This is a genomic window from uncultured Sulfitobacter sp., assembly GCF_947497275.1.
Lineage (GTDB): Bacteria > Pseudomonadota > Alphaproteobacteria > Rhodobacterales > Rhodobacteraceae > Sulfitobacter.
The window spans coordinates 355,824-370,978 of record NZ_CANMFS010000004.1 but is presented as its reverse complement, the minus strand read 5'-3'; the positions used below and the strand labels follow the sequence as shown (position 1 = coordinate 370,978).

17 protein-coding genes and 1 pseudogene are annotated in these 15,155 nt (G+C 59.8%); 4 read left to right on the top strand and 14 right to left on the bottom strand.

Going from position 1 to position 15,155, the window contains the following annotated elements; translation table 11 throughout:
• The first annotated feature begins 20 nt into the window (after window positions 1–20).
• Window positions 21–767, top strand: a complete 747-nt coding sequence (gene ubiG / locus Q1A06_RS11165; protein ID WP_299563312.1) for a bifunctional 2-polyprenyl-6-hydroxyphenol methylase/3-demethylubiquinol 3-O-methyltransferase UbiG — start codon at window positions 21–23, stop codon at window positions 765–767.
• Between the two features lie 2 nt (window positions 768–769).
• On the opposite strand, the gene Q1A06_RS11160 is transcribed toward ubiG, so the two are convergent.
• From Q1A06_RS11160 to Q1A06_RS21025, 5 genes and pseudogenes are all read right to left on the bottom strand, one after another.
• Window positions 770–1,204, bottom strand: a complete 435-nt coding sequence (locus Q1A06_RS11160) for a MarR family transcriptional regulator (RefSeq protein ID WP_299563103.1) — start codon at window positions 1,202–1,204, stop codon at window positions 770–772.
• On the bottom strand, window positions 1,204–2,034 hold the full coding sequence (locus Q1A06_RS11155) for a carbon-nitrogen hydrolase family protein (RefSeq protein WP_299563100.1): 831 nt from the start codon (window positions 2,032–2,034) through the stop codon (window positions 1,204–1,206). The genes Q1A06_RS11160 and Q1A06_RS11155 overlap by 1 nt, the downstream gene beginning before the upstream one ends.
• Window positions 2,031–2,291, bottom strand: coding sequence for a glutaredoxin 3 (gene grxC / locus Q1A06_RS11150; protein ID WP_299563097.1), 261 nt, complete (start codon window positions 2,289–2,291; stop codon window positions 2,031–2,033). Before grxC ends, Q1A06_RS11155 begins: the two co-directional genes overlap by 4 nt.
• Before the next feature lie 33 nt (window positions 2,292–2,324).
• Entirely contained in the window at window positions 2,325–2,726 is a 402-nt protein-coding gene (locus Q1A06_RS21030; RefSeq protein ID WP_366523519.1) for a phosphoribosyltransferase family protein, read from the bottom strand.
• 135 nt (window positions 2,727–2,861) lie between these two features.
• Window positions 2,862–3,053: pseudogene (locus Q1A06_RS21025) on the bottom strand (double zinc ribbon domain-containing protein); the annotation flags it as partial.
• Window positions 3,054–3,083: 30 nt separating this feature from the next.
• Here Q1A06_RS21025 and Q1A06_RS11140 point away from each other — a divergent pair.
• Together Q1A06_RS11140 and hemH are read left to right on the top strand one after the other, a co-directional pair.
• Entirely contained in the window at window positions 3,084–3,884 is an 801-nt protein-coding gene (locus Q1A06_RS11140) for a methyltransferase domain-containing protein (protein ID WP_299563091.1), read from the top strand.
• Window positions 3,885–3,936: 52 nt separating this feature from the next.
• Window positions 3,937–4,980, top strand: coding sequence for a ferrochelatase (hemH, locus tag Q1A06_RS11135; protein WP_299563088.1), 1,044 nt, complete (start codon window positions 3,937–3,939; stop codon window positions 4,978–4,980).
• Window positions 4,981–5,065: 85 nt separating this feature from the next.
• Here the strand turns inward: hemH and Q1A06_RS11130 are convergent, their stop codons facing one another.
• Both Q1A06_RS11130 and Q1A06_RS11125 read right to left on the bottom strand, forming a co-directional pair.
• Window positions 5,066–5,248: a hypothetical protein gene (locus Q1A06_RS11130; protein WP_299563085.1), complete on the bottom strand. Its 183-nt coding sequence runs from the start codon at window positions 5,246–5,248 to the stop codon at window positions 5,066–5,068.
• Between the two features lie 143 nt (window positions 5,249–5,391).
• The gene (locus Q1A06_RS11125; protein WP_299563082.1) at window positions 5,392–6,006 is read right to left on the bottom strand and encodes a L,D-transpeptidase; all 615 of its coding nucleotides are present in this window, start codon (window positions 6,004–6,006) and stop codon (window positions 5,392–5,394) included.
• A gap of 163 nt (window positions 6,007–6,169) precedes the next feature.
• On the opposite strand from Q1A06_RS11125, the gene Q1A06_RS11120 reads away from it, so the two are divergent.
• A complete protein-coding gene (locus tag Q1A06_RS11120; RefSeq protein WP_299563080.1) occupies window positions 6,170–6,679 on the top strand; it encodes a CAP domain-containing protein in 510 nt (169 codons plus the stop codon).
• A 31-nt stretch (window positions 6,680–6,710) separates the two neighbouring features.
• Here the strand turns inward: Q1A06_RS11120 and Q1A06_RS11115 are convergent, their stop codons facing one another.
• The 7 genes from Q1A06_RS11115 to Q1A06_RS11085 all read right to left on the bottom strand — a co-directional run bounded on the left by Q1A06_RS11115 (window position 6,711) and on the right by Q1A06_RS11085 (window position 15,079).
• Window positions 6,711–7,208, bottom strand: coding sequence for a L,D-transpeptidase family protein (locus Q1A06_RS11115; protein ID WP_299563077.1), 498 nt, complete (start codon window positions 7,206–7,208; stop codon window positions 6,711–6,713).
• A 124-nt stretch (window positions 7,209–7,332) separates the two neighbouring features.
• Window positions 7,333–8,562: a class I SAM-dependent RNA methyltransferase gene (locus Q1A06_RS11110; protein ID WP_299563074.1), complete on the bottom strand. Its 1,230-nt coding sequence runs from the start codon at window positions 8,560–8,562 to the stop codon at window positions 7,333–7,335.
• Window positions 8,563–8,601: 39 nt separating this feature from the next.
• The gene (locus tag Q1A06_RS11105) at window positions 8,602–10,434 is read right to left on the bottom strand and encodes an ABC transporter ATP-binding protein (RefSeq protein WP_299563071.1); all 1,833 of its coding nucleotides are present in this window, start codon (window positions 10,432–10,434) and stop codon (window positions 8,602–8,604) included.
• Window positions 10,431–12,272 (bottom strand): ABC transporter ATP-binding protein, encoded by a 1,842-nt coding sequence (locus tag Q1A06_RS11100; protein WP_299563068.1) that lies wholly within the window; start codon window positions 12,270–12,272, stop codon window positions 10,431–10,433. Before Q1A06_RS11100 ends, Q1A06_RS11105 begins: the two co-directional genes overlap by 4 nt.
• A 71-nt stretch (window positions 12,273–12,343) precedes the next feature.
• Entirely contained in the window at window positions 12,344–13,528 is a 1,185-nt protein-coding gene (locus Q1A06_RS11095) for a CCA tRNA nucleotidyltransferase (RefSeq protein ID WP_299563065.1), read from the bottom strand.
• A complete protein-coding gene (locus tag Q1A06_RS11090; RefSeq protein ID WP_299563062.1) occupies window positions 13,504–14,100 on the bottom strand; it encodes a CoA pyrophosphatase in 597 nt (198 codons plus the stop codon). The genes Q1A06_RS11095 and Q1A06_RS11090 overlap by 25 nt, the downstream gene beginning before the upstream one ends.
• The gene (locus tag Q1A06_RS11085; protein WP_299563059.1) at window positions 14,093–15,079 is read right to left on the bottom strand and encodes an Hsp33 family molecular chaperone HslO; all 987 of its coding nucleotides are present in this window, start codon (window positions 15,077–15,079) and stop codon (window positions 14,093–14,095) included. Before Q1A06_RS11085 ends, Q1A06_RS11090 begins: the two co-directional genes overlap by 8 nt.
• Window positions 15,080–15,155: the final 76 nt, after the last annotated feature.

The following is a 15,155-nucleotide window of genomic DNA, read 5'->3' as shown; positions in this document are numbered from 1 at the left end:
TTGAGCATTGGAGCCAGGAAATGCAAGCGCATCAGACCACCGTCGATCCGTCCGAAATCGCAAAATTCGAAGCGATGGCAGCCGAATGGTGGGATCCGAACGGCAAGTTCAAGCCCCTGCATATGCTCAATCCCTGTCGGCTGGACTATATCACCACCCAGATCGCCGGAGAGTTCGACCGCGACCTTACTACTCCCGCGCCCTTCGCGGGGTTGCGCATACTCGACATCGGCTGTGGTGGTGGTCTTTTGGCGGAGCCGATGGCGCGGCTAGGGGCAGAAGTCGTCGGCGCGGATGCCGCGGAGGGGAATATCCCAGTGGCACAGCTTCACGCCGAGCAATCGGGATTCGACATTGATTACCGCCACACCACAGCCGAGGACATGGCCGCGGCAGGCGAGCAATTTGATGTTGTTCTGAACATGGAGGTGGTGGAACACGTTGCATCTCCCATCGACTATCTCACGGCCTGCCGCCAGCTGCTCAAGCCCGGCGGTCTGCACATCTGCTCGACGCTGAACCGCAACCCTAAAAGCTTTGTAGTGGCGATTGTCGGGGCGGAACATGTGATGCGCTGGCTGCCGAAGGGCACGCATGAGTGGTCCAAATTCATTACGCCGGACGAGCTTTTTGCCTTGCTGACCGATGCGGGCCTGACGCCCGTGGATCGCAAGGGGTTTGTCTTCAATCCGGTCAGCTGGGCGTGGCGCATTTCCGCACGTGATCTGAGTGTGAACTACGTGACCGCCAGCCTGAAACCGCAATAGGATCAGTTCATCTGACGGCGCAATGCGCGAATGATCGGCAGGGCGGCGCGTACGTTATCATCGCCCAGCTCCTCGACCACCTGCGTGATCATCGGGGTAATCTGGCTCAGCGCCGCTTCACGCGCCTGGCGTCCTGCCGGGCTGATCGCGACCTTCTTGCGGCGCGCATCATCCCAATCCGGCCGGATATGGATATAGCCCGCCCATTCGAGCTTGTTGAGCGTGTTCGTCATCGCTCCGCGTGTTACATGGAATGTCTCCGCCAGTTCCGCCGGTGTCCGCTCTGCCCCGCGCCAGGCCAGATGGTTGAGAACCGAAAAATGCGAGATTTCCATGCCCTTTGGTAACACCTTGCCCAAGCGGTTGCGCAGCATCTGATCGATGCCGAAAATTTCACCGAACAGCAGGATCGCGAGGGTATTGGAATCTTCTGTCATCAGGGTCCCGAAAAGGCGCGCTTGTGGCTCATGCTGGGTACTCTAGCGCGCGCTGCGTCGGTTTGTAACAGATCGAGTTCGAAAACATACGCACCCGGATCGGTCCCCGCATCCAGGAGAATTTCACCCCAGGGGGACACCACAAGAGAATGGCCATATGTGTCGCGTGTCTTATGGTCGGCGCTCGCGTGGGTGCCGGTTTGCGCAGGCGCGATCACGAAACACCCTGTTTCGATCGCACGGGCGCGTAGAAGTGCATGCCAGTGCGCCGCCCCTGTCACCGGTGAAAATGCCGATGGCACGGTGATGATTTGCGCGCCCGCCTCTGCAAGAGACTGATACAGGGCCGGGAAACGCACATCATAACAGATCGTCATGCCGATGTTCGCAAAGGGGGTTTTTACTAGAACCGCCGTCGATCCGGGCCGGTAGCCCGCCGATTCGCGGTAGGTTTCCGTATCGCTGACCTGAACGTCGAACATGTGGATCTTGTCGTATCGTGCGACGATCCGCCCTTCGGGGTCGATCAGGAACGAGCGATTAGCGAAACGTCCATCGGCGTCATCGGTTTTCAACCCCAAGGAACCGATCAGCAGCCAGACAGCCTGATCGCGCGCAGCGCCGCGCAGTTCCGCCAAGGTTCGGTCGGCATCTTCGTGCTGTAGAACATGCTGCTGATGGTCCCTGCTGGTCGAGACACAATTGGTCACTTCGGGCGTCAGCACAAACTCTGCACCCTGTGCCGCCGCTTCGGACAGGAGCGCCAGCGTTCCCCCCAGATTGGACTCCGGATCGTCGCTGACGCTCAGTTGCAAAAGCGCGGATTTCATTCCGAGGCCAGCAGCGTGTCGAGCTTGCCGGCGCGGTCCAGCGCAAAAAGATCATCGCATCCGCCAACGTGGGTGTCGCCGATAAATATTTGCGGCACCGTACGCCCGCCGTTCGCGCGCTTGGTCATCTCGGGCTTGCGGTCCGGATTGGACAAGACGTCAACTTCGGAAAAGCTGACGCCCTTCTGGTTCAACAGACGCTTGGCTGCGTGGCAAAAACCGCAAAGCGGTGAGGTATAGATTTCAACGGACTGCATCGATGTATCCTTTCAACGGGTGTCGAACAGGATTTAGGCATCTTTGGCCGCTCTTGCCAGTGTCACGATGCGGACATCACCCGATCCCGCATCAAGACAGGCCTGCGTCGCCGCACTCAGCGTTGCGCCTGAAGTGAGTACATCATCAACCAATAGGACGGGTCGACCAGTGACCAAATGCGCCCGTCTCGGATGCACCCTGATGGCCTTCTCCAAGGTGTTGTACCGTTCATCATGGCTCATCCCGTCCAGAGACGCGGTACGGCGATACCGCAACAAGGCATCGGGACAATAATCATGACCCGACAGACGAGAAACATGCTTTGCCAGCAGCGCAGACTGGTTGTAGCGCCGTTTGAGCAACCGTGACCAATGCAGTGGTACGGGCATGACAATGGTATCCGGCTCAAGCATTCCGCGCATGGCATTGGCCATCCAAAGTGCAGCCGGGCGCGCGATCTCCTGTCTGTCGCCATGTTTGAGGGACAGGACCAACTTGCGTCCCTTGTCCCTGTACAGGATCGCGGAGCGTCCCTGGATCCAAGGCCGGGGGGTATTCAGACACCCGTCGCACAAATGCACGTCCCCCTGCCCCCCGGGTGTCAGAGGCACGCCACAGCTGTCGCAGACCACGCCGCCCAGAAACGCTGTGTCGCGCCAACACGGGCCGCACAGGCCGAAATCGCTTTCTACCAACCCCCCGCACATGATGCAGCGTGGTGGGTAGATCAGGGAAACCGTTGTTTGAAGTACCGCATGCACCGCTCTATGTACCCCCGAATGACAACACCGATGACAGACCGCATTTCACTGGACCGCAACCGCGCCCGCGCGACCGACGAGGGCATGTTCCTTCACCGAGCGGCGGCGGACGAAATTCAGGATCGTCTGGATATGGTTAACAAGCCGTTTACAACGCCCGCGATCGTGACCGGATTTGCCCCGTTCTGGCGCGCGCTGCACCACGATGCTACCATTCTCGGGGATACCGATACGCTGGATCTCGCGCCACAGGCGCATGATCTGATATTGCATGTGATGGGCCTGCATTGGGCCAATGATCCCGTCGGCCAACTGATCCAATGCCGCCGTGCCCTGAAGCCGGACGGGCTTTTCATCTCCGTCAGCCTTGGCGGAGAAACCCTGAACGAACTGCGACGCTGTCTTGGGGAGGCGGAAATCGCAGTGACCGGCGGGCTTTCCCCGCGCATCGCACCGATGCCGGAACTGCGCGAATTGGGCGCGCTGTTGCAGCGCGGCGGTTTTGCCCTCCCGGTGGCAGACACAACGATACTGACCGCAGAATACCGCGACATCTGGCATCTGATGCGCGACCTGCGGGCCATGGGGGAAACGAACGCGCTTTCGGCGCGCGTCCGCTACCCCTCGCGCCGTGCCGTGTTTACGGAGGCACAGAAACTCTACGCGCAGCATTTTGCCGCAGGTAACGGCAGGTTAAACGCCAGTTTCGAGCTTCAGGTCCTGACAGGCTGGGCTCCGGATGCGTCGCAGCCGCAACCGCTGCGCCCCGGCTCTGCCTCACAACGCCTAGCCGATGCACTATCGACAGCGGAGCGACCGCTGCGCGATTGACCCCAAGCCAAATCTATCTATGTCTCAGCGAAGTTCTATGCAGGAAAATCCTATGACCGAGACGCGCCCGATCCATTCCGATTCCGATCATCCAAAGGTTCCGCAACCCAAGGTCGGCGTTCTGGTAAGCAATCTGGGGACACCGGACAACTACGATTACTGGTCCATGCGCCGCTATCTGGGCGAATTTCTGTCCGATCGCCGGGTTATCGATTACAGCCCCTGGCTGTGGCAACCTTTGCTTCAACTGGTCATCCTGACAAAGCGTCCCTTCACATCCGGTGCTGCATATAAATCCATCTGGAACGAGGCGGAGGGAGAAAGCCCGCTGATGACGATCACAAAGGCGCAGACCGCCAAGATCGCTGCCGAAATGGAAAAGACCTATGGCGACAGGGTGATGGTCGATTTCTGCATGCGTTACGGAAATCCGTCGACACAAAGCAAGGTGGAAAAGCTCACCAAGGCAGGCTGTCAGAAGATTCTGTTCTTTCCATTGTACCCGCAGTACGCCGGGGCCACGTCCGCCACCGCCTGCGACAAGTTCTTCGAGGCGCTCGGCAAGGAAAAGTGGCAACCGGCCAGCCGCACCGTCGCGCCCTATTTCGACCGGCCCGATTACATCGACGCGCTCGCCAAATCGATCGAGGCAAAATACGCTGAGCTTGAGACCAAACCGGACATTCTGCTCTGTTCCTACCACGGCGTGCCGAAACGCTATCTGATGGAGGGTGATCCCTACCATTGTCAGTGTCAGAAGACGACACGCCTGCTCAAGGAGCGGCTGGGATGGGACGACACCGAGATCAAAACGACATTTCAGTCAAAGTTTGGGCCCGAGGAATGGCTGAAACCCTACACCGTAGAAGAAGTGGCGCGCCTTGCCGACGCCGGCAAGAAGAACATCGCCGTCTGCGCACCTGCATTTTCGGCGGATTGCATCGAAACGCTGGAAGAGATCAACGAAGAGATATTCGAAAGCTTCGAACAAGCGGGTGGCGAAAAGTTCACCTATATTCCCTGCCTCAACGACGATGACGCGCATATTGACGCGCTGAGCAATGTGATCCGCGAGAATCTGATGGGCTGGATCTAGAAAGCTACACTGCGTCTGCGGTTGGACATGAAAAAAGGCGGCGCAGAAGCGCCGCCTTTCCTATTACCAGTCAGAAGACTGAAAATCAGTCGGCTGCCAGAGCAGCTGCAACGAGAACGAGCAGCAGCAGGGGAACCACGATACCGGCGGAAGAGCTTGTTGCTTCTTCGACAATAACCGGCGCTTCGATGATCGGATCAGCCAAGGAGCCGGCGGATGCGGAAGAAGCAGCAGCTGTCAATGCAGCAGCGAGAACGAGTTTTTTCATAGTATAACCTCCAGAAGATGGTGCGCCATTTTTCTCGGAATGACCCACGCTCAAGACTTACCTCGTGACATTTTCTAAACATCAATTGGTGCCTGAAGGGAACAACCTTTCCTTTCGTACGAGCGACTAAGGCCCGAATGTCGTCAAATTAGCAACACCTGCGTACCCACTTTTGCCATGCTGAACAGCTGTGCAATATGCTCATTGTAGAGTCCGATACATCCGTTCGAAGACCGGCGACCGATCTTGCGGGTGTCGTGCGTCCCGTGGATGCGGTAATAGGTCCAGCTGAGATAAAGAGCGTGCGTTCCCAAAGGGTTATCCGGACCAGGGCCAATGAATTCAGGCCATTCCGGGTTCCGTTCCATCATGGAGGGCGTCGGACGCCAGCTGGGTCCTTCAACCTTGCGGATCACCTCCGTCCGGCCCCGGCGCGTGAGCTCTTGGGTCAGTGGAACGCTGGAAGGATAGAGTTTGTACACACTCTGGTCTTCGGACCAGTAATGCACCGCGCGGCTGTCAATATCCACGAGGATTGCGCCATTCCGGGTGCTGTCGAAATACGGCTGCCAATCAAGCGTGCGAAAGCTCGAGATATTGCGCTGTACGACTTCGCTCAGGTCACGTTCGGCCTCGGTCGTGGCCTGACTGTTGACCGAAGTTGTCGCCGTTTGCGCGATTGCGGGTGCCGCAAGCACCGCCATGCTGCCGGCAAGGAATCCACGGCGGCTGTTGATTTTGAGTTTCTCGTTGGACATTTACTGTCTCCGGCTAAAGAAAACCTATGCCGGTCATATATGGCTCTAAAGACACGTTTTCAAATCAAACCCCTGTGACGCGGCGACTTCACGCTGAAGTGCATTTGAACTGTTGCAATCAAGCATGTATGGCAGGCGCTATATTCAGGCTTGGAGTACCGTAATGATCCGTCTATTCACTGTCTTTTTGGCAGCATCCATTGCGCTTGCCGCCTGTCAGCCTTCGCAGCCGCGCATCGGTGCGGATGGCAAACCTCTGCCGCGCGCCTATAAGATCGGCGCCGGGGACACCAGCGAAGTTCAGTTCCGGATGCTTGATTCGGTCAACGCGCTGCGCAATTCGGCGGGCCTCGTGCAGGTAGAGCTCGAATCGCGCCTGACGGCTGCTGCGGCGACCCATTCGCGTGATATGCAAGTGCAGAACCGCCCCTGGCATTTCGGATCAGACGCGTCCTCCCCCCTCGATCGTGTTCGGCGCGTTGGCTACACCGGCGAGTTGATCGGCGAGGTCATCTCGGAAACCTACGAGACCGAGCTCGAAACGCTTGGCGCTTGGATGGCGCAACCCGACACACGCCGTATCATCATGGCACCCGACGCGCGCCAAATGGGATTCTCGTGGTTTCAGGAACCGAACGGCAAGATCTGGTGGACCTTGGTGATGGGCGGCTGATCCACGCGGATCAGCCTACTTCCGGTGCCCCTTACGCGTTGATGGCGATCGGTGTTCCGTCGCGGACCATCGCGTAGATCCGTTCGATGTGCTTGTTCTCCACGGCGATACAACCCCAGGTCCAATCATCCTTGTCCTTGCGAGTCGGCCACCGCTGACCGTGGATAAAGATATCACCACCGGGGCTTTTCCCGAGGGCACGCGCGGCGGCGACATCTCGCGCATTCGGATATGAGATGCCGAGAGACAGATGAAATCTGCTGTTCGGATTACGCCGGTCGATTCGGTACAACCCTTCGGGTGTCTTGCCGTCGCCCTCATACCGCTTGTGCCCTTCGGGAGCAAAGCCGAGCCGGATTCTGTAATCGTCCAGCACCTTGTCCTGGTTGACGAGGAACATACGGCGCTCCCCCTTATTCACGACGATTGTCGTGACGGGCGGACCGCTGTAGCGACGGTATTTACCCGAACTGCACGCGCCAAGCGACAGCATCGCCGCGCCACCAAATATGACATTTCTACGTTTCATCTGCCCGCTGCCTCATCCGTTTTCGGACCATTCTTGTGTGACTTACCTTAACAAAAAATTGCAGCTTCAGAAAGATGTCAATCGTCGACACAGATCCGGGTGCAGCGTCTTGGCCACATCGCGCTCATGCGCGGCTGAATTGCGCGGCGGTTTCGATATGCGGCGACCAGCGGAATTGATCCACCGGCTGCAGCCAATCCAGCACAAAACCAGCCTCGACCAGCCGCGCTGCGTCGCGCGCAAAGGTGACGGGGTTGCAAGACACGTATGCGATCCGCGCGATGTCGGCGCGCGCAAGTTCGGCCGTCTGCGCTTCGGCGCCCGCCCGGGGCGGATCCAGCACGGCAGCGTCGAAGGGTTTCAGTTCATCCGGCAGAAGTGGCCGCCGAAAGAGATCACGCGCCGCATGGCGCACCGTCTTCAGACCGTCCGCCTTGCGCCACCCCTGATCCAAAGCGTCCAGCATCGCCACTTCGCCTTCCACGGCCAGCATTTCTGCGTCCTGCGCAAGCGGAAGCGTGAACGTCCCGCTCCCCGCAAAGAGATCGACGATTCGTCTTGCTCCCGAAACCGCCTCCTGCACCGCAGCGAGCAAGGCCGCCTCCCCCTGCGGAGTCGCCTGTAAGAACGCGCCCGGTGGCGGGCAAACGCCTGCCGTACCGAAACGCTGAATCGGAGGGGTTCGGACCGCGATCACGTCATCTCCCCACGTCAACCGCGCGATACCACTCTTCTCGCACAGGCTGCCAAGGCGCATCCGTAAAGAACCATCCAGTGGTTTGCCGCCGCTCACCTGTACATCAAGGCCGCTCTCGGACGTCGTCATGGTGACGGCCAGCGCCGCTTTGCGGCTCGTGCCCAGCACCGCCAACTCTTCCGCAATCGGAGTTCCGGCCATCAGACGGGGATCAAGAAGCTTGCAGTCGGGAATTTCTATGATGATATCAGACGCCCGACCGTGAAAACCCGCCATCGCTCCGTTCTTCGTACGCTTTGCCGCGACTGTTGCGCGCCGGCGTGATTGCGCCGGTGATGTCAGGATCGGCCTGATCTGCGTCTCTATGTCATGCGCGGCAAGAGCAAGGCGCACCACCTCCGTCTTCCAATCCGCGACAACCGGAGCAGCGGCGTGTTGCAACTGGCATCCGCCACAGGATCTGAAATGTCGGCAAGGCGGTGCGACACGATCAGAGGACGGCGTGACGATCCTGATATCGCGCAGCGTGCTGCCGTCGAGGGTTCCGGTGACAGTTTCACCCGGAAGCGTCATCGGCGCAAATACCGGCCCGCCGGACGGACCAACGGCGATCCCATCGCCGTGCAGCCCCAAACGTTCGATTTTATATTCTGTCATGTTCTCGCAATAGCGCTGCCCGACGCGCGCGGCCAGCGGTTATTCCGCTGCCTTCAAATCCAGAAACCCGCCCGATTGCCGCTCCCAATAGCTTGCATAAAGACCGCGCTGCGCCAACAGGTCGTCATGGGTACCCGCCTCGGCGATGCGCCCCTGATCCAAGACGATAATCCGGTCCATCTCGCGCAGTGTCGATAGGCGGTGGGCGATGGCCATCACCGTCTTGCCCTCCATCACACGCTCCAGCGCCGACTGGATCGAGGCCTCCACCTCGCTATCAAGCGCACTTGTCGCCTCATCGAGGATAAGAATCGGTGCATCCTTAACGATCGCACGGGCCAGCGCGATGCGCTGCCTCTGGCCGCCGGACAGCTTTACGCCACGCTCGCCCAGATGCGCGTCGTATCCGCGCCTGCCCTTGTGGTCCTCCAGTTCCTCGATGAATTCATGCGCTTCAGCCTGTTTTGCCGCTGCGATCAACTCTTCCTCCGTCGCTTCGGGGCGACCGTACAGAATGTTGTCGCGTGCCGAGCGGTTGAACATCGCCGTCTCCTGCGTGACCATCGCAATCGCACGGCGCAAGCTCTCTTGGGTCACGCTTGTAATGTCCTGACCGTCAATCGAAATGCGGCCCTGTTTCGGCTCGTAGAGCCTGAGTAGCAGCGCGACAAGGGTGGACTTGCCCGCCCCCGACGCCCCTACCACGCCCAGCTTTTCCCCCGCATGGATCGTCAGATCAATCGGGCCGATGCCGCCCGTCTCCCGACCGTAAGCAAAGCTGAGATCCTCAATCGCGACCTCGCCGCGCGCCGCATCGAGGTCCTCGGCATCCGGAGCGTTCTCCAGCCGCACGCGCGGCGTCAGCGTGCGCATTCCGTCCTCGATCTCGCCAATGTTGGAATAGATAGCCATCAACGTGAAACTCACCCATCCCGTCATCTGCGCAATACGGATCGAAATCGCCCCCGCCGCCGCGATGTCACCCGCGCTTGCCATGCCACGCTGCCACAAAAGCACGGTCGCCCCGATCAGCAAAACCGGCAGGATGCCAGCAAGGCTCATCAACGCAAAGCGGAACCCGGCAGCGAGATACCCGAATTCAAGCGAGCGGTTGCGGAATGCGGACATGGCGCCTAGGGCTGCGCGATCCTCGTGGTAGGCGTGCGCGAACAGCTTGACCGTCTTGATATTGGTGATCGTATCGACAACCTGTCCCGACACCATTGCACGCGCGCCCGCTCGCGCCGCCGCGCGTTTTCGGATGCGGGGCAGGAACCAATTAATCAGCGCGATGTAGAAACAAAGCCATACCGCCAGCCCCACCGCGACCCACCCGTTGATCGCAGTCAGCAAAAAAACCGACCCCACCAGCGATGCCAGCGCAAAAGCCACCACATTGATCATCTCGGAGGCCACATCCGTCACCGCCCGCGCGGCCTGCATCTGCTTTTGTGCAATGCGGCCTGCGAAATCATCGTCAAAAAACGTGACGTTCTGACCCAACGACCAACGGTGCAGCCGCGACAGCACCAGCGGGTTGAGGTTCGGCTGTACGATGATTGCGTTCGATCCTGCCGACAGGCCGAAAAACAGCGGTCGTGCGATCAGAAAGAACCCGATAGCGACGGTGATCAGCGCGATATTGCTGCCGTCAAAGAACCCGTCCGGCCCGGACACCACTGTCGCATCGATGACCCACCCTAGAATCAATGCCGTCCCCGCCTCAAGCGCGCCCGCGATTGCGGACAGCGCCGCAGCGAGCCACAGCGCAGGCCATGCGCCAGAGAGGCACCAGCGCATGAAAGCGCCCAGTTCCTGGGGGGGCGGCCCGTCCGCAGGCCGAAATGCGTCGATCCAGTTTCCGATATTCACGTCTCTTCGTCTTCCGTCTTCAGGAACCCGCCGGATTGGCGCGCCCAGAACTGGGCATATAGCCCGCCCGACGCCAAAAGCATGTCATGGCTGCCATCTTCTACGATCCGGCCTTCGTCGAGTACCAGAATACGATCCATCCGCGCGATCGTGCTCAGACGATGCGCAATCGCGATCACGCTTTTTCCCTCCATCATATCATAAAGCGTTTCCTGAATCGCCGCCTCTACCTCGCTGTCAAGCGCGCTTGTCGCCTCGTCGAGCAGCAGGATCGGCGCGTCCTTCAGGATCACCCGCGCCAGTGTGATGCGCTGTCGCTGCCCGCCCGAAAGCTTCACCCCACGCTCGCCTACACGCGCGGCATAGCCTGACCGCCCCTCCGGATCGCCCAGATCGAGAATGAAATCATGCGCCTGCGCCTGTTTCGCGGCGGCAATCACCTCGGCCTCACTGGCGTCCGGCCGGCCGTAGGTTATGTTCTCATAGACGGATCGGTGCAGCAGCGCGCTGTCTTGTTGAACCATGCCAATCTGACGGCGCAAGCTATCCTGTGTAACACGTGTAATGTCCTGCCCGTCAATCTCGATCTGCCCTCTTTCCGCGTCGTAGAACCGCAAAAGAAGCTTCAGCAGAGTCGATTTTCCCGCACCCGACCGACCGATCAGTCCGACCTTCTGTCCCGGCTCGATCACCAGATCAATCGCGTCCAGCCCCCCGGCCCCGCGTCCATAGTGGTGGCTGAGCCCGGTCATCTCGATCCGGCCCGGCCCGATTTTTAAAGGTTCCGCATCCGCTGCATCGACCAGGGTAATCGGTTGCGCAATCGTTTCCATCCCCTCGGCCACCACACCCAGCTGGCGAAAGAAGGTCGACAGCGCCCACATTATCCAAGCGGTCATCGAGTTCAGCCTGAGCGTCAGCGTCGTCGCCGCCGCAACCGCGCCGACACTGGTCTGCCCCTGTAGCCAGAGCGCAAGCGCCCAGCCAACGACGCCGACGATCAACAAGCCGTTCAGCGTCATCAGAGCGATATCCATGACGGTGAAAATGCGCATCTCCACCTGAAACGTGCGCCGCGCTTCCTCGATTGAGTCCTTGGCGTATTGCTCCTCGCGGTCATGGTGCGCGAACATCTTGACCGAGTGGATATTGGTATAGGCATCCACGATCCGGCCAGTCACCGCAGACCGCGCGTCCGACGCCGCCTTGGACGCCGGACCGATCCGCCGGATCGCCCAGCGCGTAAGGAAGAAATACAGCACGAACCACACCACCAGCGGAATCAGCAGACGCGCGTCGGATGTCGTCAACAGGATCGCGGCACCGATCAGGTACGCCAGCGAAAAGGAGATCGCATCGAAAGCCTGAAACACGACCTCGCCGGCGGCGGGCGGGGTCTGCATGATCCGATTGGCGATGCGTCCGGCAAAGTCGTTTTCGAACCAGCCCACCGACTGCCGCAACACTTGGCGATGCGCCCGCCACCGGATCAGCGTGCCGAAATTCGGCATGATCGCGTTGTTCAGCAATGCAACATCGAACGCTTGCATCACGGGTCGGACAAAGACGATGCCCAGCGCGACAAGGATCAACTCCGTGCCGTGCTGCTCCCACATCTGCGCCGGACCTTGTTCCAGCACGTCGACGATCCGACCCATGTAATAGATCAATCCAATTTCGATCGCCGCCACGACAACCGACATCACGGCGGTTGATGCGAACACTTTCTTGAATGGCGCACTGTACGCGAGGAAAAACGGCCACAGCCGCTGGGCAGGGCGATCCTGCACAGGATACTCGACATAGGGATCGACAAGGTTTTCGAAAAAACGGAACATCGGCATGGCCTCAAACGGGGCTGTGTGCCCCGTACCTACCCCATGAGCCTACGCAAAGGCCATCGCTACCGTCAGCCCTGCGACAGCGCGAGCAGATCGGCCTTGCTCATACCGAACTCCGACGCGATCCAAGCCGTCTTGAGCCGCGCCAGTTCATCGCCCAACGCGCGCCCCTGAAGGCGGGGCATTAAATCCGACGCGGTAACGGGAAAAACACGTGTTGCGGTATCCCTGATGCGTGTCACCATATCCGGATCGGCCAACCGCTCGGCGTAGGCGCATGAAATCAGGTAAACTTGAATAGCGGTCTCTGCGTCATGTTCGAAAGCAGTCTCTAACAAAGCGGTTCCTCCCGAAACAGCGGATTGAATCGCCACGTATGTCCGCCTGTCCGCTTTACTGAGCCGCAGCCGCTCGGGCATCTGCGTTCCGCCCAGCGCGACCAGTCGACCGATCCAGTTCGGCACAAGGCCAAGCGCCTCTTCGCTATGTATCATGACCGGCACGAACCGCGCGTCTGCGCCGGGAAAAAGCGTGCCCGTGACGCCGGTCTGGCCCATCGCCGCCAGCGCCATCGACGGGTCGGGCGCTGACAGAAGTTTGCGCATCTCGGCGCCGACCCGCTCGGCAGAAAGCGTCTCTAACCCGTCGAGATGTGCAGCAATCGCAGCCAAAGCGTCCGCATCCATTCCCGCATCTGCCTTGCCGTACCACGCCTGAAACCGGAAAAACCGCAACGCCCGCAGATAATCTTCGCGGACCCGCTGACCGGCATCTTCAATGAACCGCACACGCCGCCTAACAAGGTCATCAAGTCCATCGAGCGGGTCGATCACCGTGCCATCCGGCATGGCATAAAGCGCATTCATCGTGAAATCCCTGCGCCTTGCGTCATCCTCGATATCGCGCGAATACGCGACGACGGCATGGCGGCCATTCGTCTCTATATCCCGGCGAAAGGTGGTAACCTCATATCCCTTTCCGCCCGAAACGACCGTAACCGTGCCGTGGTCGATCCCGGTAGGTACGGATTTCAGGCTCGCCGCCTTGACACAGGCGATCACCTCTTCGGGCAACGCGCTTGTCGCGATGTCGATGTCGTGCACGGGCATTCCAAGCAGCGCGTTGCGCACACATCCCCCGACAAACAGCACCTGATGTCCGTCCACACCTATGGCATCGCACACCGCAATAGCGGATGGATCGGTGAGCCACGGCGCGTCTTCGGCGCCTAGTTTCGAATAATCTCTGTCCATGCTCTCAACATACGCGCGGTTGCCCCCCAGATGTAATAGGGACCGTAGGGCACGACGAAATAGTGGCGCATTTGTCCGCGCCATGCCCGCGACTGGATGATATAATTCGCCGGATCCAGGACATGATCCAGTGGCACGGCAAACACTTCGGCCACCTCGCCCGCTTCGGCGACAATCTCGAACGGTTCGCGGACGAACCCGATAACGGGCGTCACGGAAAAGCTGGTGATGGTTTCGTGCGGCGGCAGGGTGCCAAGCACCTCGACCAGATGCTCGGGCAGGCCGATTTCCTCGCGCGCCTCGCGCAACGCCGCTGCGATAACGTCGGCGTCGCTTTCCTCTTGCTTGCCGCCCGGAAAGGCGATCTGGCCCGGATGATGCTTCAGCGCAGCCGACCGTTGCGTCAGCAATAACGCCAGCCCGTCACCCTGCCGGATGATCGGAGCCAGTACTCCCGCCGGTCGCAACTTGCGCCCTGCAGGCAGAACAGTGTCCGGGTTAAGATCGAAATCGGACGATCCTACACCGGTCTGCGCCAGTGCCCGCCGGAAATGATCCAGACGTTCAGGCATTTGCGTCTTTTGTCGCTTCGAATCCGACTGTCGCGGGATCGAGATCGTAATGCGCGCCGCAGAACTGGCAATCCGCCGTCACGCGACCCTCATCAGTCGTCATCGTTGAAATGTCCTTGGCGGAATAGATCGACAGACTTTGGCGCACGCGATCCTCGGAACACGAACAGCCGAAATGGACGCGCTGCTTGTCGAACACGCGCGGCTGCTCTTCGTGGAACAGGCGCAGCAAAACCTCGGACGGCTCCAGCGACGGACCGATCAATTCCAGATCGTCAACCGTATCCAACAGGATGTTCACCCGGTTCCAGTTTTCCGTCTCGTCGTCGCCAAGAAGGTCGTGCGCCTGCAGTACGTCGCCGGTGCCCTCGCCTTGCGCGGCAAAAGGCGAGGCTTTCGGCATCGCTTGCAACATCACACCCCCGGCGCGCCAGTGCTCTGCCGCATCCTGGGTCGTGGACTTGCCGAAACTCAGCTGGAAACGTGTCGGCAACTGTTCAGACTGGGCAAAATAGGTCTCCGCTGATTTTGAAAGCGACTCGGTCGAGAGCGGTGAGATCCCCTGATAGGGGGTCATCCCCTCGCCTTGATCGATCATTACGGCGAAATAGCCTTCGCCGACCTGCTCGATCGGCGCGCCATCTGTCAGCCGCTCGGCGTCAAAGCTGGCGTAGGCGCGGATGCGCGCCGGTTTACCGTCGCCCTCGGGTCCGTAATAATCCACGGCGATCATCCGCACCGGGCCTTTGGACTGCACCTGCAACTGCAGTTTCCACCGCAGTTTCATCGTTTGCCCGATAAGCGCCGCCAACAAGGACATTTCCGCCACCAGCGCCTCGACCTGTGGCGGATAATCGTGCTGTTTCAAAATGCCGCCCAGCGCGCTGTCGAGACGCGCGATACGCCCCCGAATGTCGGAAACATCAAGTTGAAAGGGCAGGACCGTATCGTCCCACCCTGAAAGAGTGGCTTGTGTCATTTTGCTTTCCTTACCGCAGGGCGCTTGGCATACCGCGCCTATGTAGGGTGGATCATGCAGGATCAAAAGGGGGGCC